Raw genomic sequence first — 21,350 nt, 5'->3', positions numbered from 1 at the left:
GGAAGGAAACATGGCGCCGGGCCTCATCGCCGGTCATGGCGTATCGAACAATCGGACGATGAGCAGGGGGCGGTCGCTCTCGATCGCCGAACGCGGGCTTTCAAGGACCAGCGCGTCGCCTGTATCGAGCGGGATATCGTCGTCCTCCATCCTCAGCATTGCCGCCTGATCGGCGAGCAGCAGGATCTGCGCGGCCGTTCCGGGGATGATCGTGCGGTCGCGCGATATCTCCGCGCGGGCCCGCCCGCGGCGCGCCATGATGTTCAGCGCTGTGCAGGCACCGCCGACCGGATGGCCGCTTGCCACGGCTTCACCGGCGAAGGCCTGCGGCGGGTCGCCGGGGTGCAGCATCGCCGTCGCGCCGTCGATACTCAACGCGAGCGTCCCGGTGAGCGGGGCCAGCGTTCGGTCGATGCCGGGCCAGGCCGAAAAGGGGCCGGGCGCCGTGATCGATGCGATGCTGGCGCGCCACAGGAAATCATCGTCCCCGGCACCCTCCGGGTAGAGCCGCAGGTCGTGGGTCACGCCGCCGCCATTCCGCCAGGGGCGCGGAGTGCGCGTGCTGGCGGGAAGGAGGATCGGCGGGCGCCTCACCCCAATATGCCGGGCAGGTCGAGGCCCTTGTCGCGCGCGCAGTCGAGCGCGATGTCGTAGCCTGCATCGGCGTGGCGCATCACGCCGGTCGCCGGATCGTTCCACAGTACGCGCTCCAGCCGCGCCGCCGCCTCGGCCGTGCCGTCGGCGACGATCACCATGCCGCTATGCTGCGAAAATCCCATGCCGACCCCGCCGCCATGGTGCAGCGACACCCAGGTTGCGCCGCTTGCGGTGTTGAGCAGCGCGTTGAGCAGCGGCCAGTCGGACACCGCGTCGGTGCCGTCGCGCATCGCCTCGGTCTCGCGGTTCGGGCTGGCGACCGACCCGCTGTCGAGGTGATCGCGGCCGATAACCACCGGGGCTTTGAGTTCGCCCGACGCGACCATCTCGTTGAACGCCATGCCCAGCCGATGACGGTCGCTAAGGCCCACCCAACAGATGCGCGCGGGCAGCCCCTGAAAATGGATCTTCTCGCGCGCCATGTCGAGCCAGCGGTGAAGATGCGCATTGTCGGGCAGCAATTCCTTCACCTTGGCGTCGGTCTTGTAGATGTCTTCGGGATCGCCCGACAGCGCCGCCCAGCGAAAGGGGCCGATGCCGCGGCAGAAGAGCGGACGGATATAGGCCGGAACGAAGCCGGGGAAGTCGAACGCATTGTCGACGCCTTCGTCCTTTGCCACCTGGCGGATATTATTGCCATAATCGGTCGTCGGCACGCCAGCCGCCTGGAAATCGAGCATCGCGCGGACATGCACCGCCATCGATGCCTTGGCCGCCTTGGCGACGGCCTGGGGATCGCTTTCGCGCTTTTCCACCCAGTCGGCGACGCTCCAGCCGATGGGCAGATAGCCGTTCACCGGGTCGTGCGCGCTCGTCTGGTCGGTGAGCAGGTCGGGGCGGATGCCGCGTTCGTAAAGCTGCGGCAATATTTCGGCGGCGTTGCCGAGCAGGCCGACCGAGACCGGCTTTTTGTCGGCGCAGCTTTTCTCGATGATCGCCATCGCTTCGTCGATCGTCTGCGCTGCGACGTCGAGATAGCCGGTGCGCAGGCGCATTTCGATGCGGCTCGGCTGGCATTCGATCGCCAGGCACGACGCGCCCGCCATCACCGCCGCGAGCGGCTGCGCGCCGCCCATTCCGCCGAGCCCCGCGGTCAGCAGCCACTTGCCCGACAGGTCGCCGCCATAATGCTGGCGGCCCATCTCGACAAAGGTTTCATAAGTGCCCTGAACGATGCCCTGCGTGCCGATATAAATCCACGAGCCCGCGGTCATCTGGCCATACATGGCGAGCCCGCGCTTATCGAGTTCGCCAAAATGCTCCCAGTTCGCCCAGTGCGGCACCAGATTGCTGTTGGCGATCAGGACGCGCGGCGCATCGGCGTGGGTACGGAACACGCCGACCGGCTTGCCCGACTGGACGAGCAGGGTCTGGTCGTCCTCCAGTCGCTTCAGCGTTTCGACGATCTTGTCATAGCTTTCCCAGTCGCGCGCCGCGCGGCCGATCCCGCCATAGACGACCAGTTCCTCGGGCCGTTCGGCGACGTCGGGGTGCAAATTGTTCATCAACATGCGCAGCGGCGCTTCGGTGAGCCAGCTTTTCGCGTTCAACTCGGCGCCCGTAGGGGCCTTGATGATGCGGCTGTTGTCGAGACGGGTCATGCGTGTCCTTTCGCAAAGTCGAGGGTGGCGGCGATGATCTGCCGCAGCACGGGCAGGATCGCGGGGTCGAGGTGAAGGGGGGCGGGCCAGTTGCCCTCGTCCGGAACGGCGGGTTCGGTCATGTAACCGCGCATCGCCAGCTCCATCTGGATCGCGTGGATGCCGTCTTCCGGCCGTCCATAGTGGCGCGTCGTCCAGCCGCCCTTGAAACGGCCGTTGACGACATGGCTCTCGCCGCTCGCCGCGCAGATCGCCGCGACGGCGGTTTCGAGTTCGACGGCGCAGGTCGTGCCGCCGTTGGTTCCGATGTTATATTGCGGCAACTCGCCGTCGAACAGGCGGGGTACGCGGCTTCGGATCGAATGCGCGTCATACAGCACGACGCGGCCGTGCCGCGCGCGCAGCCGCTCCAGCTCGGCGGCGACCGCGCCATGATAGGGATCGAAAAAGCTTCGCTTCCGGTCGGCGATCTCGTCGGCATCGGGGCTGGCGCCGGGATAGAGCGGATCGCCTTCAAAGCTGGTCGTCGGGCACAATTCGGTCGTCGCCTGCCCTGGATAGAGCGAGGCGCCGGACGGATCGCGGTTCATGTCGATCACCGCGCGCGAAATATCGGTCGCCACCGTCGTCGCGCCCATGTCGCGGACAAAGGCATAAAGCTCGGCGATCCACCAGTCGGTGTCGAGCCGCGCCCGCCACGGCGAGCAAAAGCGCTCGCCGCGCCCCGCAAGCCGGGTGCCGCCATGGGGAAAGGCGACGACCAGCGGCGCCTCCCCCCGATGAATGTGCAGCCAATCCATCAGCCCGCGACGCCGGGCAACGCAACCCCGGCCGCCGACGCCAGTGCGCCGCTGCGCACCAGCGCGTTCGCGGCCTCCATGTCGGGATGGAAATGGCGATCATGGTCGAGCATCGGCACCGCGCCGCGCAGCAGCGCGCGGGCGCGTTCGAGCGCCTCGGACGAAGCCAGCCCATTGTGGAAATCGCACCCTTGCGCTGCGGCGAGCAGTTCGATGCCGATCACTGCGGTCGCATTTTCGGCCATGTCGAGCAGGCGGCGGGCGCCATGCGCAGCCATCGACACATGATCCTCCTGATTGGCGGAGGTCGGGATCGAATCGACGCTGGCGGGATAGGCGCGCTGCTTGTTTTCGCTGACCAGCGCCGCGGCCGTCACCTGTGGGATCATGAAGCCCGAATTCAATCCCGGCTGCGGGGTCAGAAAGGCGGGCAGGCCCGACAGCGCGGGATCGACCAGCATCGCGATGCGCCGTTCGGAAATCGATCCGATCTCGCAAATCGCCATGGCGATCATGTCGGCGGCAAAAGCGACGGGTTCGGCGTGGAAATTGCCGCCCGACAGCGCTTCGTCGCTTTCGGGGAAGATCAGCGGATTGTCCGAAACGCCGTTTGCCTCGATTTCCAGCGTCGTTCCCGCCTGGCGCAGCAGGTCGAGCGCGGCGCCCATCACCTGCGGCTGGCAGCGCAGGCAATAGGGGTCCTGGACCCGCGTGTCGCCTTCCAGGTGGCTGGCGCGGATTGCCGACCCGGCCATCAGCGTCCGCAGTGCGTTGGCGACCTCGATCTGGCCGCGATGGCGGCGCAGCAGATGGATGCGCGGATCAAAGGGGGTGTCCGACCCCTTGGCGGCCTCGGTCGACAAGGCGCCCGTGACCAGCGCGGCTTCGAACAATTGTTCGGCCTCGAACAGCCCGGCGAGCGCGTTGGCGGCCGAAAATTGCGTGCCGTTGAGCAGCGCGAGCCCTTCCTTGGCGGCCAGTTCGATCGGGGCGAGGCCCGCCTTCGCCAGCGCCTCGGCGGCGGGCAGGCGGGCGTCACCGACGAAAATCTCTCCCATGCCGATCATCGCGACCGCCATGTGCGACAGCGGGGCCAGATCGCCGCTCGCCCCGACCGATCCCTGCGCCGGGATCACGGGGGTCAGCCCCCTGGCCAGCATGGCTTCGAGCAGGGCGACGGTTTCGGGACGGACCCCGGAGGCCCCCTGCGCAAGGCTCGCGAGCTTCAGCGCCATCATCAGGCGGACGACGGCGATGGGGGACGGGGCGCCGGTGCCGGCCGCGTGGCTCAGCACGATGTTGCGCTGCAAGGTCGCAAGATCGGCATCGTCGATGCGTACGCTCGCCAGTTTGCCGAAGCCGGTGTTGATGCCATAGACGGGCGCGCCCTTGGCCAGGATCCGCTCGACCGCCGCCGCGCTTTCGGCGATGCGCGGCGCCGACGCCGGGTCAAGCCGCAACGCGGCGCCGCGATAGACGGCGCGCCAGTCGGCCAGCGCGACGGCGCCGGGGATGAGCAGGATTTCGGTCATTGGCCACTCCAGATACGGGCATGGAGCGGGTTCGCTCCCATGCGATAGACAAGTTCGGCGGGACGTTCGATGTCCCAGATGGCGAGGTCGCAGCGCTTTCCGGCTTCCAGCGTGCCGATTTCGTCCGCGCGGCCCAACGCGCGCGCGGCATTGCGCGTGACGCCCGCCAGGCATTCGGCGACGGTCAGGTGGAACAGCGTCGCGCCCATGTTGAGGACGAGCAACAGCGATGTGAGCGGAGAGGTGCCGGGGTTACAGTCGGTCGCCAGCGCGATCGGTACGCCCGCCGCCCGCAGCGCGGCTATCGGCGGCAACCGGGTTTCGCGCATGAAGTAAAAGGCGCCGGGTAGCAGCGTCGCGACCGTCCCTGCCTTGGCCATTGCGGCAACCCCCGCCTCGTCCAGATATTCCAGATGATCGGCCGACAGCGCGCCGTATCGCGCGGCAAGCGCCGCGCCATGCTGGTTCGACAATTGTTCGGCGTGCAGCTTGACGGGCAGGTTCGCGCGCGTGGCGGCCTCGAACAGCTTTTCGGTCTGTTCGGCGCTGAACCCGATGCCTTCGCAAAAGGCATCGAGGGCATCGGCAAGGCCATCGCGGATCGCCGCGGGCAGCATCTCGCCGGCGACCAGCGCGATATAACCGTCGGCGTCGTCCGCATATTCGGGCGGCAGGGCGTGGGCGCCCAGAAATGTGGTCGCGATGCTGACCGGGCGCTCGGTTCCCAAGCGCCGCGCGGCGCGCAGCATTTTCAGTTCATTGGCGGTGTCCAGGCCATAGCCCGATTTGACTTCGATCGTGGTGACGCCTTCTGCGATCAGCGCATCGACGCGGGGCAGGGCCGCGGCGACCAGTTCGGCCTCGCTCGCCGCACGGGTCGCGCGCATCGTCGATACGATGCCGCCTCCGGCGCGCGCGATCTCTTCATAGGATGCGCCTTCCAGTCGCAGTTCGAATTCGTGCGCGCGGTTGCCCGCGTGGACGATGTGGGTGTGGCAATCGATCAGGCCGGGGGTGATCCAGCGACCTTCGCAATCGATGCGCTCGGCGGCGTCAAATGCGGGTGCGTCCGCGGCGGGACCGGCATAGGCGATGCGGCCGTCGATCGCGGCGATCAGCCCATCCTCGATCAGCCCCATGTCGGGACCGGCCATCGTCGCGAGCCGCGCGTGGCGCCACAGCCTGTCGCATCGCATCCTGTCGAATCTCCCTTCGCAGCCAATCATTGCATCCTTCGCCAATAATGTATAGACATAATTGAAACGAGCCCGAGAGGTTGCCGATGACCGACGAAGCCAGACCCGAAACGACCCTGCATTTCCGCCATGCGCTGCTGCCCGGCGGCTGGGCCGGACAGGTTCGCATCGGGATCGCCGATGGGCGGATCGTCACCCTGGCCGAAGGGGTGGAGGCGGAAGCGGATGACGCGCGTCACGCGGTCGGCCTTCCGGGGATGCCCAATCTGCACAGCCATGCTTTCCAGCGCGGCATGGCCGGGCTCGCGGAGGTGCGCGGGCCGGGGGGCGACAGTTTCTGGACCTGGCGCGACATCATGTATCGCTTCGTCGATCGCATCGACCCCGACGGGCTCCGCGCCATCGCGGCGCTCGCCTATGTCGAAATGCTCGAAAGCGGGTTTACGCGCGTCGGCGAATTTCACTACCTGCATCGCGCGCCCGGTGGGGACGCTTATGCCGACCCGGCCGAAATGACCCGCGCGATCGTCGCGGCCGCCGCCGACACGGGTATCGCGCTCACCCATCTGCCCGTCTTCTATGCCCATGCCGGTTTCGGCGGCACGCCGCCCAATCCGGGCCAGCGCCGCTTCGTTCACGATCTCGACGGCTTTGCCCGCCTGCTCGACGCGGCGCGGGCTGCGGCGGCGGATTTGCCCGATGCGATCGTCGGCGTCGCACCGCACAGCCTGCGCGCCGTCACGGAGGATGAGCTTGGCGCGCTGGCGGGGCTCGCGGGCGGCAGCCCGATCCACATCCACATCGCCGAACAGGTGAAGGAGGTCGAGGATTGCCTGGCGTGGAGCGGGCAGCGGCCGGTGGAATGGCTGCTCGGCCATGCCGCGGTCGACCCGCGCTGGTGCCTCGTCCACGCAACGCATATGACAGAGGCCGAAACGCGCGCGCTGGCGGCGAGCGGCGCGGTGGCGGGCCTGTGCCCCGTGACCGAGGCCAATCTGGGCGACGGCCTGTTTCCGGCGGAGGCGTTTCTGGCGGCGGGCGGGCGCTTTGGCGTCGGTTCCGATTCCAATGTGCTGATCGACATGAGCGAGGAATTGCGCTGGTTTGAATATGGCCAGCGCCTGTTTGCGCGCGGGCGCAACATATTGGCGCCCGGCGCCGGGCGGTCGACCGGGCAGGCGCTGTTCGACGGCGCGCTGACGGGCGGGGCGCAGGCGCTCGGGGTTGCCGCCGGGCTGGCGGTGGGGCATGCGGCCGACATGGTCAGCCTCGATATCCGACATCCCTCGCTGGGCGGGCGCAGCGGCGCTGCGCTGATCGATTCCTTTCTCTTCGCCGCCGGGCGCGGCGCGATCGATTGCGTGTGGCGCCGGGGCGCAGAGGTCGTGCGCGGCGGGCGGCACGTCGCGCGCGATCGCATCGCGGCGGACTATCGCCGCGCGCTGGAGCCGCTCGTCGCGTGACGACGCTGCCGCTGCACGAACGCATCCGCAGCGAGATAGAGGCGGCGATCCTGTCGGGCGCGCTGGTGCCCGGTGCCCGTCTGCCGACCGAGCATGATCTGATGCGCGAATATGGCTGCGCGCGGATGACGGTGAACAAGGCGCTGTCGGCGCTCGCGGCCGCCGGGCTGATCGATCGTCGCAAGCGCGCGGGATCGTTCGTCGCGCGGCCCAAGGTTCATTCGATGGTGCTCGACGTCCCCGATCTGGAGCAGGAGGTGGTCCAGCGCGGCCAGCATTACCGCTTCGAACTTCTGGGGCGAGAGGCAAAGCGACCCGACGCCGGATCGGCGGTCGAGGTCCAACTCGCGGGGCGCGGCGAACTGCTGGCGATCGAGGGTGTCCACCACGCCGACGGCGTCCCGCTCGCGCATGAAACGCGGTTTGTCAGCCTGTCGGCGGTTCCCGAAATTGCCGGGCAGGATTTCGACGGGGCTTCGCCGGGCGCCTGGCTGCTCAAACATGTACCCTGGACCGAGGCAGAGACGCGAATCGCCGCCGTCGCTGCCGATCGCGCGACCGCCGCGCGGCTCAAAATACCCGCCGCGACCGCCTGTCTCTTCGTCGAACGCCGGACGTGGCGGGGGAATGAGGGGATTACGCTGGTGCGCCAGCATTTCGTCGGTGCCGCATATGATCTGATCGCCCGCTTCGGGTCGGCGCGCAGCATGGCGGGCGGTTGACCGGCGCCTATCCCTCCGCTTTCGCGCGATATTTCATTTCAGTCTGGAACCTCCTTGCGCCACCCTCTTTCGTGGGGGTGGCTTTTGCGTGCAAAAAAATGTCCCGAAACTTTGAGGGGTAGGGGAAGGAACCGCGTATTAACACTACCGGGTACGTCGCTCCGAATTTCAGTTAAATATTTGATTTAAATCAAAAATTCTCTATTGACCTGTATATACAATCGATGCTCTCTGCACGCTATTCCATAAGCATCAGGGGATGTCGCATGACTATCAGGACTCATTTGCTCGCGGGCGCCGCTGCCGTCGCTTGCCTTTCCACACCCGCCTTTGCGCAAGCCGACACCGCCGCGCCGGCGGCAGAGGGCGCGACCGCCGCCAGCGATATCGTCGTCACCGGATCGCGCATTCGCCGCCAGGACCTTGCGGGCGTCGGTCCGGCGACCGTCGTTTCGGCCGAGCAGATCGAGAATACCGGTGTCGTGAACATCGAAACCGTACTGCAGCGCCTGCCGGCCAACGCCGGTTTCGCAGGCAACCAGAGCTCGGCCTATTGGACCAGCAACGGCTATGGCACGGCACAGGTCAATCTTCGCGGCCTTGGCATCAAGCGTACGCTGGTGCTGCTCAACGGCCGCCGTCTCGTCGCGGGGGGCACCGGGGCCAACAGCTCTCCCGATCTCAACATGATTCCGGTTGCGGCGCTTGCGCGGACCGACGTGCTGAAGGATGGCGCGTCGGCCATCTATGGCGCCGATGCGATGGCGGGCGTGGTCAACCTCGTCACGCGGACCGATTATGAAGGCCTCGGCCTCAGCGTGCGACAGGGGATCACCGAAAAGGGCGACGGGGCGGACTTCACCGCCGATCTGCTGTGGGGCGTGCGCGGCGATCGCGGCGGCTTCATGGCGGCCGTCACCTATCAAAAGACGCGGGCGGTCAACATGGCCAGCCGTGCGCCCTGTTCGCTGGCCGAAGTCACGCCGGGCTCGCTCAGCTGCGTGAACAGCGCGTCGACGATCGGTGGCCGGGCGGTGCTGCCCAGCGGGCAACAGATTAATTTCAACCAGACCCTTGGCGGCGACGGTGATTTTTTCGAACCCTACAGCGCGGCCAAGCATAATTTCAACTCGGCGCCTTTCCTGAACGCGGTCAGTCCGGTTGAGCGGGTCAGCACTGCCTTTTTCGCCGACTATGACATCAGCGACAATATCAAGGCGTTCGGCGAGTTCCTTTATACCTTCCGCAAATCGAACCAGATCGCGACGCCGGGCACGCTGCGCAACCTTGCCATCTCGGCCAGCAACCCCACCAATCCGACGGGCGAGAATATCGTCCTGATCCAGCGCCGCCTGGCGGAACCGGGGCCGCGCCAATTCTATCAGGAAACCAACACATGGCAGGGCAGCTTCGGCCTGCGCGGCACCCTGTCCAATGACTGGACGTGGGAAGTGGCGGGCGGTTTCGGCCGCAATACCGGGATCGACGGTTCGACCAACATCGCCAATCTGGAACGGGTCCGCAATTCGATCGACACCAGCAAGTGCAGCCTGACCGCGGGCGCCGCCATCCCGTGCGGCGACTATCTGGGCGCCGGCGACCTGACGCCCGAGGTGCTGGACTATATTCTCTTCACCTCGCGCGATCATGGCGGCAACCAACTCGCGACCTTCACCGCCGATCTGACCGGCAATCTCTTCAACCTGCCCGCGGGTCCGGTCGCCTTTGCCACCGGCCTTGTCTATCGCAAGGAAAAGGGCTGGCGCGATCCCGACCCGTTCACCGTCGCGGGGATTGCCAACACCAACCAGCAGGATCCGATTTCGGGGTCGAGCAAGGCGAAGGAAGCCTATCTCGAACTGTCGGTTCCGGTCCTCGCCGACACCGCCTTTTTCAAGGCGCTGACCCTCGACGGGGCGGTGCGCTATTCAGACTATGATCTGTTCGGCGGCGACTGGAACTACAAGTTGGGCGTCGACTGGGTCGTCAATGACAGTATCCGGCTGCGCGGCACCTATGGCACCGGCTTCCGCATTCCGAACGTCCCCGAATTGTTCGGCGGTGTGTCCGAAGGCAATCTGACCACCACCGACCCCTGCTCGCGCTATTCGACCAGCGGCAATGCGACGCTTGTCGCCAATTGCCAGGCGTCGGGTGTTCCGGCCAATTATGTCCAGCTTGGCACCACGATCCTGACCACCGTGGGCGGCAACCAGAATCTGAAGCCCGAAAGCTCGACGACCTGGACCGTCGGAACGGTGATTTCGCCCAAGGGACTGGTGCCCGGCCTGTCGCTCACCGCCGACTGGTTCGATATCAAGATCAAGGATGCGATCCGCGCCATTCCGGGTTCGACCAAGCTTGCCGTCTGCTATGCCAGCCAGAATCTGTCGCATCCCTTCTGCGACGATTTCACCCGCAGCACGCTGACCGGCGAAGTCACCTTCCTGTCGGCGCAGCCGATCAACACGGGCCGCGAGGAAATGAGCGGGCTCGACCTTGGTCTCGTCTATGACCGGATGGTCGGCGACGTGTCGGTGTCGCTCGACGTCAACCTGACCTATCTCGACAAATATGTCGTCTATCCCTTCCCCGGCGGTGCGCCCATCGACTTCGACGGCTTCATCGGCGGCGGCAATGGCGGTTATCCGAAATGGCGCGGCTATGGCATGCTGACCGCGGAAAAGGACGGGATCAGCGCGACCTGGTCGACGCAGTGGATCGGCAAGGCGACCGACTTCAACGCCGACCCCGGCGACATCGGCTATCGCACCCCGAACGTCTTTTATCACAATCTTCAGCTCGCCTACGAGATTGACGAAAAGACGCGGTTCCAGCTTGGCGTCGACAATCTGTTCGATCGCAAGGCGCCCTATATCCAAAGCTTCACCGATGCGAATACCGACACGATGACCTATGACTTGCTCGGCCGGCGCTTCTATGTCGGTTTCCGCACCGCTTTTTGAGGGAGGGGGCAAGCATGACGATCCGTTGGCCGTTATTCATCCGGCGAACGCACAAGTGGCTGGCCCTGGTGGTCGGCGCCCAGGCTCTGCTCTGGACGCTGACCGGCCTCTATATGGTCGCGGTGCATATCGACATCATTCACGGCGATCATCTGGTGCGCGAGGCGCCGGCCGCGCCTTTCGACCTGGCGGCGCTCGCACCGCCGTCGCGCATCGTCGCGGCGGCACCGGGGGTGTCCGAGGTGCGCCTGCAACGCTTTCTGGACCGCCCGGTCTGGCGGGCGGAAACCCCGGACGGGCCGCGCCTCTATGACGCGGCGACGGCGACGGCGCTTCCCGCGCTGACCGAGGATCAGGTGCGCGCCGCCGCCCGGCGGATCTATACGGGGCAGGGCAAGATTGTTTCGGTCCGCCTGCTGACCGAGGCGCCGCAGGAAATGCAGGCGCGCAAGCCCCCATATTGGCAGATCGAATTCGAAGGCTGGAACCGGCCGACGCTCTATCTGTCGCCGATGACGGGCGAGCTAATTTCGCGTCGCCATGCGCTTTGGCGGATCTTCGACATCGCCTGGATGCTGCACATCATGGACTATGACGAACGCAGCGACGTCAACAATCCGCTGCTCCGCATCGCGACCTGGAGCGTCTTTGCCATGGCGGTCAGCGGGGCCTGGCTGCTGATCTGGTCCTTCCCGCGCCGCAAAAGGAAAAAGGCATGAAGAAAATCCGTCTTTCGCCGCTCCTGTTTCGGCGCATTCACAAATGGGTGGGGCTCGTCCTTGGCATCCAGTTCCTGCTCTGGGCGCTCAGCGGCTCGGTGATGGCGCTGCTCGACAAGGGCAAGGTCGGCGGTCACGGCGGCGGCATGGGGCATGAACACCCGCTGGCAGAGGGCGAATATTTCGCCCCCGCCGCGCTGCCGCAAGCCAAGGGCGCGACCAGCATCGTGCTGCGCGACCTTGGGGCCCGTCCGGTTTATGAACTGCGCACCGCAACCGGCGTGCGCCTGTTCGACGCGGCCGACGGCAGCGCCATCGTCGTCGATGCCGCGCTCGCCGAAGCGATTGCGGCGATGATGAACGAAGCGCCGGTCCGCAAGACCAGCCGCCTCGACAAGGCGAATCTGGAGGCCCGCGACCATAATGGCGCGATGTGGCGCGTCGATTTCGACGATGCGGAAAACAGCAGCGCCTATGTCGCGGCGGATACCGGGCGTTTCCTGGTGATGCGCGGCGATACCTGGCGGACGTGGGACTTTTTCTGGATGCTGCACAATATGGATTATGTGGACCGGAAAAGCTTCAACCACCCGCTGATCATCTTCGTCGCCTTCGGCACATTGTGGATGTCGGGCACGGGATTCTATCTCTTGTTCAAAAGCTTCAGTCGCGCCGATTTCCGGTGGCTGCGCCGTCGGCGCAAGCCGGCGGTGGTCCGGACCGGTACGGCCTGACCGTCAGCCTCGCTCGGCGGCGTCAGTCGTCGAGCGAAAAGGCGGCCGACAATTCGAACCGCGTGCCGGGATGGGTCAGCCATGCGTGCGACACCAACCGGCCGCGGCTCCACGTCCGCCGGGTCATGCGCAGCACCGGTTCGCTGTCAACGAGGGCCAGCATCGTGCGCGTGCGTTCGTCGGGCATCGTCGCGCTGACCCGGTGCTCGACGCGCTCCAGCGGGGCGATCTGGGTCAGATATTCGTTCGGCGTCGCCTGGGTGAAGTCCATGGCGCCATAATCGGGCGCGATCGATGCCAGGACGAAGCGTTCCTCAAGCTGGATCGGAAATTCGGCTTCATGGTGCACGATGATCGAATGGAACAGCCGCGTGCCTGCCGGCACCTCCAGCAGGGCGGCCATGTCGCCGCTCGCGCGTTCCTCGACATTCTGGATCACCCGTGCGCGATAGGCGTGTCCGCGTTCGCGCACTTCGTCGGCGATGTTGCGGATTTCGATCATCTGACCGATGGGCCGCGGCTCGGCGATGAAGGATCCGCTGCCGGCGCGCCGGACGATGACGCCGGCCGACTGCAACTCGCGCAGGGCGCGGTTCGCGGTCATGCGCGATACACCGAATTGTTCGACCAGTTCGGCCTCCGACGCCACGCGGTCGCCGGGCTTCAACGTCCCGTCGCGCACCGCATCGCAGATGTGCTGCTTGATCGCGGCATAAAGCGGGGCGGGCGGCGTGCCGCCTGCTTTCGCGAATCCTGTCGTCGTCACGGGCCGAACGGCTTTGGCGCAGCGTAAATCATAACCCGTCTATACAGGTTGAAACGACAGAGTTCCAAGGGCTTTGCCGCCAGATCAGGAATATCTTTCCGTCGCGCCCTACCTGTGGGCCGCGATGCCGTACATCAGCGGCAGGCGTGGCATGGTGTCGGGGGGCGCAAATCGTCCTTCGCCCAGGTCGCGCATCGTTTCAAAGGCGCGCCATCCGTTGACGTGGGGATATTCGACCAGCCGGTCGATCGTCAGCCCGGCGCGCACCAGTGCAGACACCACGTCGCCGATTCCCCAGGCAAATTCGAACGAGGGGTGGGGATTGGCGAAATCCTGCACGCCCGCCTCGAACCCGTCGCGCGCCAGCGCTTCGCCCGATGCTCCGACATAGTCGGTGACACCGGCCTCGCTGATCGGGCCTGCGTTGAAATAGCTGTAATGCGGCTGCCATTTTTCATCGAAGGTCAACGCAAAGGGATGGAATTCGATGAAGGAAAACCGCCCGCCGGGGCGCAGGACGTCCGCGATCCCGCACGCCCAGCGATCGATGTCCGATAACCAGCAGATGGTGCCATAGGAGGAAAAGACGATATCGAACGTCCGCTCCGCGCGCCGGGCCTCGTCGAACCAGTCGAACAGGTCGGCCCGCTCGAACTGCGCCGTGATCCCGCTCTCCGCTGACAGGCTTTGGGCAAAATCGATTGCCTCGTCCGAAATATCGACCCCGGTGACATGCGCCCCCAGCCGCGCGACGCTCAGGCTGTCCTGACCGGCATTGCATTGCAGGTGCAGCAGGTCGCGCCCCGCGACATCGCCCAAGAGGTCGATATCCTCGGGATAGAGGGTCGATCCGCCCTTATGGAAAAAGGCGGCCTGATCGCCCTTGTGGCTGTTGTGCGCGACAGTGGCCGCGTTCCACGACAGGCGGTTGGCTTCATGCCATTGGCGATGATCGGTCATTTCGGTCTTTCGTTGTCAATGGGCCGGGGTCACGCGCCAAAGCGCAGCACCGCTTCCAATTCTTCGTCATAGGTGTCGCCGGTCAACTCAAACCCCATGCCAAGATAGAAATCCTGCGGGCTGCCGGCGCCAAGGCCAAAGCTGGTGTAAAGTTCGTGCCAGCCCTCGACTTTCAGATGTTCGATGATCATCGCGATCGCGCGGCGGCCATAGCCGCGTTTCTGGAACGGACCGGCGATCATGAAACGCCACAGGTAAACGCCCGGACATTCGATGCCGTCGTCCCAGTCATACCCCTTGTGAAGCATGACGAACCCGATCAGCGTTTCGTCGGCATGGATCGCGCGAAACCAGGCGTTTTGCGAACAGAAACCTTCGGCGATCGACGTGCCGTTGTCGGCGACGACGCCGCGCTGTTCGGCGGACAGCGTGCGGCTCAGGTCGCAAACGTCACAGACGTTGAGGGCGGTGATGCGGCGAAAGGAAATCTCGGCGTCGCGCGGGGGAAGGGGGGCGCTCATGGCGTGTCCAGTCATTGCGATGAAAACCCGCAAGACGCGGGCGTGGTTCGATCGTCCGCCAACGAGTTGAGCGACTTCTCGCTGCGCTGGATCGTTATAAAATCCTTTCTTGTCAACAAGATGATTGTGAAGATTCGATGGAGGGCGGGCGGGTCGCTAGGCGCGAACTGCCCCATCATGCCGGACGGCCGCTCGATCGTTCTCGAGCGCCGGCCCGGCGATGATACGCAGGGCTATGCCGGGCTTGAGGATGGCGTCGATTATCACTGGTGGGATCTCGCCAAGGCACGGCGAGCGGCAGGCCTATCAAGGGCTGAAAGTTGTTTCGTTGCATTGAGCGACGTTTCAGGACAGCAAATTATCGCGCTGGGTCCTGCACTGCACGACCAGATGTTTAATGTCGTCGCCAAGCTCGCCATTCTGCCAGGCCGTTTCGTCTTCGACCGACCCGCCTGCGGATTTGACAGCCTTCAACGCATAGGTCGCGGCCACCAATGCGTGGTCCGCAAAGTGGGCGGTCGCGACAGCCTGGGCAATGGATCGAGCGACGGCAATCGACGCCGGATGCTCATAACGTCGCGCGGCGGCATGAGCAGCGACCGAAGCCTTCTGCGCAGCACCCGTAGTCTCCTCGCCCGCTTGCCATTTTCTGCCTATGTCCAATGCCTGTCGCAGCCGTGGGTCAACATCATCGGGCATGATCGGCAAGACATGTTCCGCACAATTCAATGCCCAGCGCATAAGTGACCTATGCCGCGCCTGCGACAGCGGCCCCCCGCGATGTGCAGCGATGAATCGTTTGTCTCGCATCCTTCGGACAGTAGCTGTTCTCGTGGTTGTTTTTCACGCCTCTTCTTACATGGGCGCCGACGCCGCCGTCCCCGCACAGAATGCCCCCGACGGCCGCCCGTCCCCGAGACACTTTCCGGCGATCTTTCCAACTCGGCATCAGACCAGCCTGCTTGCGCGGCATCGGGCTACCGATTACAGGGGCATCACCTGCGAAATAATCGCAGCATTCCATAGTGATGAGCGGGGTAACAAGATGGCAGCCAACATCATGCCGAGTGCCGGCGGGCGTATGCCGGCTGCCTATGAAGCAGATGATCTGTTTCACCTGTTACCATCGATGGTGCAGGCGCAAAGCGCCGCATCCATAGGATCGCTTATCCATGCAAAAAATCGAGCAAGAGGCCTATTGGGTCGCTCAGACCACTTTAACTGAACTCACTTCGATCCATGTCGCTGTCGCATCCGTCCTGGACGGTACGATTGACGGCGAGGTCTGGCTGGACGACCCAGCCAATCCTCAGGTGGCGGTTGTCGCCAATGGGGACGCCTACTATCTGGCCGGAAACCCTGACGCAGAGGCCGAAACTCTCGGCGGCCTCCGGGAAATAATCCCCGACTGGGCCTATGTCTTTGCAGAGCCCCATTGGGTGCCATGCCTTCCCAAGGCGTGGAGCAATGCGTTCGCAATTCCGCATCCCCGCATTCGCATGGGATATGTGGCAGGCGCGGCACGGCCGGCGGTGCGCCAGCCAGGTCCAGGATTTGAGATCCTGCCGATCGATCGTGCGCTGTTCGACCGCAATCCCGGCAACCTTGAAGTGCTGGAGGACTGCGTTGAAGGGTGGACCTCTCCAGAGGCGTTCTTCAACCTCGCTGTCGGCTACTGCGCTCTCTACGATGGGCGGATCGTCAGTCACAGCCTGACGGACAGCGTCAGCGGCCAGCGTTGCGAAGTGGGCGTCGGTACGGAATCCGGCTTCCGGCGCCAGGGGCTTGGACGCATGGTCGCTTCCATGACGATCGCCGAGTGTGTCCGGCGCGGTCTTCATGGCGTCGAGTGGCACAGCCATGCGTCCAACAAGGGCTCCATTGCGATTGGTGGATCAATCGGCCTTTCCGAACTGGATCGGCATGTGGCCTATAGTTGCAGGCTGCCTGCCGAAAATGTCGGCGACCTCTCCCCTGATCACTGCCGCGACCTGGCCGCGCACTTCGAGCGGGCCAGCGAACAGATCAGCTGGAGCCGTTTCCATGCCGCCGGCGCACGAGCACTTGCGGATGACCGCGAAGGCGCGCTGGCAAATGTTCGGCTTCTGATCGAAAGCGACTGGGAGGGCGAAGCGGAGTGGCTGGAAGAATTCTGGGCCCTGCAAACCCTCGCCAATGATCCGGCATTCCGGGCGCTCCTCGCGCGCAAGCGCGAATTGGACCTCTAACGAACCAGCACTTTCTGGCCGCATCTCCGGATGCGGCCAGATTCCTTTCCGCCCCCGCTATCAACGCTTCCGGCGCCGTTTGGCGTGCCGCCGACGCGATCACCGCCACGGCGATGGCTGGCAAGCATGCGTCCATCAATTTCAGCGCATTATGGGCGCTATGGCGCTAAAACGGCGGCGTTCGACCGGGCCTGAATCATTCCCACTCAATCGTGCCGGGGGGTTTCGAGGTATAGTCATATACCACGCGGTTGATCCCCTGGACCTCGTTGATGATGCGCGTCGCGCAGCGCGACAGGAAGCTCGCGTCAAAGGGATAGATGTCGGCGGTCATGCCGTCGGTGGAGGTCACGGCGCGCAGCGCGCAGACGCTGTCATAGGTGCGCCCGTCGCCCATCACGCCGACCGTCTTGACCGGCAGCAGCACCGCAAACGCCTGCCAGATCGCATCGTACAGGCCCGCGTTGCGGATCTCCTCAAGGTACACCGCGTCGGCCTTGCGCAAGATGTCGCAGCGCTCCTTCGTCACCTCGCCGGGGATGCGGATCGCCAGGCCGGGGCCGGGGAAGGGGTGGCGGCCGACGAACACGTCGGGCAGCCCCAGCTCCTTGCCGAGCAGGCGGACCTCGTCCTTGAACAATTCGCGCAAGGGTTCGACCAGCTTCATGTTCATGCGTTCGGGCAGGCCGCCGACATTGTGGTGGCTCTTGATCGTCACGCTCGGCCCGCCGGTGAAGCTGACGCTTTCGATGACGTCGGGGTACAGCGTGCCCTGCGCCAGGAAGTCGGCGCCGCCGATCTTCTTCGCCTCTTCCTCGAACACGTTGATGAATTCGGCGCCGATGAACTTGCGCTTCTTTTCGGGATCGGTGACGCCGGAAAGGCCCGCCATGAAGCGTTCCTCGGCATCCACAACAACCAGCGGGATGTTGTAATGGTCGCGGAACAGCGTTTCGACCTGCTGTCGTTCGTTCATGCGCAGCAGGCCATGGTCGACGAAAACGCAGGTCAGCTGATCGCCGATCGCCTCGTGGATCAGCACCGCCGCGACCGCACTGTCCACCCCGCCCGACAGGCCGCACAGCACGCGCTGGTCGCCGACCTGGGCGCGGATTTCGGCAATCTTGGTGGCGCGGAACTCGGCCATCGTCCACTCACCCGAACAGCCGCAGACGTGGCGCACGAAATTGGCGATCAGCTTCGCGCCGTCGGGGGTGTGGACGACCTCGGGGTGGAACTGCGTCCCGTAATAGCGGCGCTCGTCATTGGCGATCACCGCAAAGGGGGCGCCGTCGCTCACCGCGACGATGCGGAAACCGGGCGCGAATTGCGTCACGCGGTCGCCGTGGCTCATCCACACCTGATGGCGCTCGCCGACTTCCCACAGGCCGTCGAACAACACGCAGGGTTCGGTGACGGTCAGAAAGGCGCGGCCGAATTCGCCGTCGCGCTCGCCGTCGCTGCCGCCGGGTTCGACCTGTCCGCCGAGCTGCTGGCTCATCACCTGCTGGCCGTAACAGATGCCCAGGATGGGAAGGCCGCTGTCAAAGATCGACTGGGGCGCCCGCGGGCTGCCTTCGGCGGGAACCGATGCGGGCGAACCCGACAGGATCACGCCCTTGGGCTGCATTCGCGCCAGCGCGGCCTCGGCGGCGCTGAACGGGACGATCTCGCTATAGACGCCCGCTTCGCGGACGCGGCGGGCGATCAACTGTGTGACCTGGCTTCCGAAATCGACGATCAGGATCGATTCGCCATTTTCGTTCGGACGGGGGGCGATGGCATTGTCTGGAGTCGGCATGGGTGGCCGATAAGGGGCGATCGCCATGCTGTCCAGCGGCGGATGCGTGCGGTTGGTGGAAGAAGGCTGGCCTTGACATATTGGTGCGACAATTGGCGCCGAGACGGTCGGTCGGGGCGATCGTGCGTCACGGGCCGTTCAGATCGGCCGGTTAAAGATAATGAAATCAATCGAACAGGAAATTGCTCTCCCCATGAAAGTCATCCCCCTTTCCCTGTCGGCCCGGGCTGTGATGCTGTCGGGCGCCGCATGTCTGGCGGCCCCCGCTATGGCGCAAGGCGCGTCGCTGGCGGCGGTCGCGGCGGTCGATCAGCCCGCCGAGACGGGCCAGGGCGCCGCGGCACCGGCCGACGACGGATATGAACCCGAAGAGGATGAGATCGTCGTCACCGCGCCGCGCCTCGCGGGACAACTCGATACCGATATCGCGGCAGAGGCCGAACTCGATGAAGCGACGATCGCCAGCTATGGCGCCTCGTCGGTTGAGGAATTGGTGGCCGCGCTCGAACCGCAGACCCGGTCGGGGCGCGGTCGGGGCGGCGGTCGGCCGGTGATGCTGGTCAATGGCCGCCGCGTCGCGGGCTTTGGCGCGATCCGCAACATCCCGCCCGAGGCGATCGCCAAGGTCGAGATTTTCCCTGAAGAGGTCGCGCTGCAATATGGCTATGCGGCGACCGAACGGGTGGTCAATTTGGTGCTCAAGTCGAATTTCCGGCAAATGTCGCTGGAGGGAGAGGCCGGGCTCGCGACGCAGGGCGGCCGGTTCCAAAGCGAGCTTGAACCGGCCTTCATGGCGATCGGCGCCAACGGCCGGGTGAACCTCAACGCCGGGTGGGAAAGCAAGGGGATGCTGCTCGAAAGCGAGCGCGGCCTGGGATCGTCCGACCGCAGTCTGCTTGCCGCGACCGACACCTATGTCATCGACGGCACGCTCATGCGCAACATCGACAAGCTGACCGACGCCTCGATCAGCCTGCGCTTCGACCAGACCGACAGCCTCAGCCTGCTCGGGGCGGGACTTGGCGGCGCGGGCGATCCGCTCCGCCGCAACAGCCGCAGCCAGAACTGGACCAGCTCGGCCAGCGTCAACGGCATGATCGGCGACTGGCGCTGGTCGGTCACCGGCAATTATTCGGATGCCGATACCCGCACCTTCACCGACCGAGCAGGCGGCACGCGCGACCGTTTCGACAGCAGCAGCCAGAGCTTCGGGTCCAACGCCAATATTTCGGGCAGCGTCGTCGACGGCTGGGCGGGGCCGATCCGCGCCTCGATCACCGGGGGATATACGGGTCTGCGCTACGACAGCCGCGCCGAACGCGGCGGCACGGTCACGGCCAGCGACCTGTCGCGCGACACCCCCAATGTGTTCGGATCGCTGACCATTCCGCTGTTCGATCCCGAATATGAGGTTGGGAATTTCGGCACCATGTCGCTGACCCTCAACGCCCAGGCGGAGCGGCCGAGCGACTTTTCTGCGCTGACCAGCTGGGGCACGACGCTCAACTGGGGCATCACCGACAAATTGTCGCTGCTCGCCAGTTTCAAGAATGACGAGGCCGCCCCCAGCGTCACCCAGCTCGGCGCCGCGCCGCTGGTGACGCCGGGCGTGACCTATTATGATTTCGCGACCGGCCAGACCGTCGAAATCACGACGACGACGGGGGGCAATCCCTTGTTGCGTGCCGAACGGCGCCGCGATTTCAAACTGGGGCTCAACTGGGAACTGCCGATGGTCGAAGGGCTGCGCTTTTCGGTCGACTATAACCGCAACCGCAGCGACGATACCGCCAACGGCTTTCCCCTGCTCACGCCAGAGATCGAGGCGGCCTTTCCGGGACGCGCGATCCGCGATGGCAATGGCGTGTTGATCGCGCTCGACCAGCGGCCGGTCAATTTCGACCGCGCAACCAATTCGCAGGTCCGCTGGGGCTTCAACATGAACGGCAGCTTCGGCGAGCCGGAGGCGCAGGGACGCCGCGGCGGCGGACCCCGTGGTGGCGGTTCGGGTGGCGCCGGTTCCGATGCCGGTGGCCCCGGCTCGGGCGGGGAGCGCGCGCGCGGCGCGCGGCCCGGCGCTGCCGCCGCAGGGGAAGGCGCTGCGCCGCCGCCCCCCGCTGCCGATGCCCCGCGCGGTCCGCGCACGGGGCGCGGCTTCGGCGGGCGCGGCGGCCCGCGCGGCATGTTCGGGCGGCCGCAGGGCGGGCGCTGGCAGGTCGGGCTCTATCACACGGTCCGGCTGACCGATAAAATCATGATCGGTCCCGGCGTACCCGAACTCGATCTGTTGAACGGGTCGGCAACGGGTACGGGCGGCGGCAGCAGCCGTCATCTGGTCGAACTCGACGGCGGGCTGTTCTACAAGGGCATCGGCGGGCGGATCAGCGCCAAATATGACAGCGGCAGCCGCATCGTCGGCGGCGCGAATGGCGACCTGAATTTCGGCGACCTCGCGACATTCAACCTGCGCGTCTTCGCCGATTTCAACCAGATGCCGAAACTGACCGAGGATCTGCCCTTCCTCAAGGGCTCGCGCCTGCGCCTGTCGGTCGACAATCTGTTCGATGCCCAGCGGCGGATCACCGACGGCAATGGCGTGGTGCCGCTGAACTACCAACCCGGCTATATCGACCCCTTGGGCCGCTATATCGAGCTGGAATGGCGCAAGACCTTCTAGCCCCTGT

17 protein-coding genes and 1 pseudogene are annotated in these 21,350 nt (G+C 65.3%); 8 read left to right on the top strand and 10 right to left on the bottom strand.

The genetic code is table 11. The features are described from left to right. Positions 1–33 precede the first annotated feature (33 nt). The 5 genes from U0S50_RS17185 to hutI are packed head-to-tail and all read right to left on the bottom strand — an operon-like array spanning position 34 to position 5,786. Positions 34–594 (bottom strand): HutD family protein, encoded by a 561-nt coding sequence (locus U0S50_RS17185; RefSeq protein WP_322309902.1) that lies wholly within the window; start codon positions 592–594, stop codon positions 34–36. Then, the gene (hutU, locus tag U0S50_RS17180) at positions 591–2,258 is read right to left on the bottom strand and encodes a urocanate hydratase (protein ID WP_322309901.1); all 1,668 of its coding nucleotides are present in this window, start codon (positions 2,256–2,258) and stop codon (positions 591–593) included. The genes U0S50_RS17185 and hutU overlap by 4 nt, the downstream gene beginning before the upstream one ends. Continuing rightward, entirely contained in the window at positions 2,255–3,058 is an 804-nt protein-coding gene (hutG, locus tag U0S50_RS17175) for an N-formylglutamate deformylase (protein ID WP_322309900.1), read from the bottom strand. The genes hutU and hutG overlap by 4 nt, the downstream gene beginning before the upstream one ends. Then, a complete protein-coding gene (gene hutH / locus U0S50_RS17170) occupies positions 3,058–4,590 on the bottom strand; it encodes a histidine ammonia-lyase (RefSeq protein ID WP_322309899.1) in 1,533 nt (510 codons plus the stop codon). The genes hutG and hutH overlap by 1 nt, the downstream gene beginning before the upstream one ends. Then, complete coding sequence (gene hutI / locus U0S50_RS17165) at positions 4,587–5,786, bottom strand: imidazolonepropionase (RefSeq protein WP_322309898.1); 1,200 nt, start codon at positions 5,784–5,786, stop codon at positions 4,587–4,589. The genes hutH and hutI overlap by 4 nt, the downstream gene beginning before the upstream one ends. Positions 5,787–5,872: 86 nt before the next feature. On the opposite strand from hutI, the gene U0S50_RS17160 reads away from it, so the two are divergent. The 5 genes from U0S50_RS17160 (at position 5,873) to U0S50_RS17140 (ending at position 12,390) form a co-directional block, all read left to right on the top strand. Continuing rightward, positions 5,873–7,249, top strand: coding sequence for a formimidoylglutamate deiminase (locus tag U0S50_RS17160; RefSeq protein WP_322309897.1), 1,377 nt, complete (start codon positions 5,873–5,875; stop codon positions 7,247–7,249). Next, complete coding sequence (gene hutC / locus U0S50_RS17155; RefSeq protein ID WP_322309896.1) at positions 7,246–7,971, top strand: histidine utilization repressor; 726 nt, start codon at positions 7,246–7,248, stop codon at positions 7,969–7,971. The genes U0S50_RS17160 and hutC (U0S50_RS17155) overlap by 4 nt, the downstream gene beginning before the upstream one ends. Positions 7,972–8,237: 266 nt before the next feature. Then, positions 8,238–10,937: a TonB-dependent receptor domain-containing protein gene (locus tag U0S50_RS17150; protein WP_322309895.1), complete on the top strand. Its 2,700-nt coding sequence runs from the start codon at positions 8,238–8,240 to the stop codon at positions 10,935–10,937. A 14-nt stretch (positions 10,938–10,951) separates the two neighbouring features. Then, positions 10,952–11,656, top strand: a complete 705-nt coding sequence (locus U0S50_RS17145; RefSeq protein ID WP_322309894.1) for a PepSY domain-containing protein — start codon at positions 10,952–10,954, stop codon at positions 11,654–11,656. Then, a complete protein-coding gene (locus tag U0S50_RS17140) occupies positions 11,653–12,390 on the top strand; it encodes a PepSY domain-containing protein (RefSeq protein WP_322309893.1) in 738 nt (245 codons plus the stop codon). The genes U0S50_RS17145 and U0S50_RS17140 overlap by 4 nt, the downstream gene beginning before the upstream one ends. Before the next feature lie 22 nt (positions 12,391–12,412). On the opposite strand, the gene hutC (U0S50_RS17135) is transcribed toward U0S50_RS17140, so the two are convergent. From hutC (U0S50_RS17135) to U0S50_RS17125, 3 genes are all read right to left on the bottom strand, one after another. Further along, positions 12,413–13,156, bottom strand: coding sequence for a histidine utilization repressor (hutC, locus tag U0S50_RS17135; RefSeq protein ID WP_322309892.1), 744 nt, complete (start codon positions 13,154–13,156; stop codon positions 12,413–12,415). Between the two features lie 108 nt (positions 13,157–13,264). Further along, on the bottom strand, positions 13,265–14,116 hold the full coding sequence (locus U0S50_RS17130) for a class I SAM-dependent methyltransferase (protein WP_322309891.1): 852 nt from the start codon (positions 14,114–14,116) through the stop codon (positions 13,265–13,267). A 29-nt stretch (positions 14,117–14,145) separates the two neighbouring features. Then, positions 14,146–14,637 (bottom strand): GNAT family N-acetyltransferase, encoded by a 492-nt coding sequence (locus tag U0S50_RS17125; RefSeq protein WP_322309890.1) that lies wholly within the window; start codon positions 14,635–14,637, stop codon positions 14,146–14,148. A 174-nt stretch (positions 14,638–14,811) separates the two neighbouring features. Here U0S50_RS17125 and U0S50_RS17120 point away from each other — a divergent pair. Further along, a pseudogene (locus U0S50_RS17120) lies at positions 14,812–14,926 on the top strand (conjugal transfer protein TraI); the annotation flags it as partial. Positions 14,927–14,982: 56 nt separating this feature from the next. Here the strand turns inward: U0S50_RS17120 and U0S50_RS18560 are convergent. After that, entirely contained in the window at positions 14,983–15,378 is a 396-nt protein-coding gene (locus U0S50_RS18560) for a putative immunity protein (RefSeq protein WP_416195011.1), read from the bottom strand. A 431-nt stretch (positions 15,379–15,809) separates the two neighbouring features. On the opposite strand from U0S50_RS18560, the gene U0S50_RS17115 reads away from it, so the two are divergent. Beyond that, entirely contained in the window at positions 15,810–16,865 is a 1,056-nt protein-coding gene (locus tag U0S50_RS17115) for a GNAT family N-acetyltransferase (RefSeq protein ID WP_322309889.1), read from the top strand. A 196-nt stretch (positions 16,866–17,061) separates the two neighbouring features. Here the strand turns inward: U0S50_RS17115 and guaA are convergent, their stop codons facing one another. Then, positions 17,062–18,666: a glutamine-hydrolyzing GMP synthase gene (gene guaA / locus U0S50_RS17110; protein WP_322309888.1), complete on the bottom strand. Its 1,605-nt coding sequence runs from the start codon at positions 18,664–18,666 to the stop codon at positions 17,062–17,064. Positions 18,667–18,859: 193 nt separating this feature from the next. Here guaA and U0S50_RS17105 point away from each other — a divergent pair, with 193 nt between their 5' ends. Beyond that, positions 18,860–21,343: an ABC transporter ATP-binding protein gene (locus U0S50_RS17105; protein WP_322309887.1), complete on the top strand. Its 2,484-nt coding sequence runs from the start codon at positions 18,860–18,862 to the stop codon at positions 21,341–21,343. Positions 21,344–21,350 lie beyond the last annotated feature (7 nt).

Origin of the sequence: Sphingopyxis sp., from assembly GCF_034380315.1 — a bacterium.
GTDB lineage: Bacteria > Pseudomonadota > Alphaproteobacteria > Sphingomonadales > Sphingomonadaceae > Sphingopyxis.
This window is presented reverse-complemented; position numbering and strand designations above follow the sequence as displayed.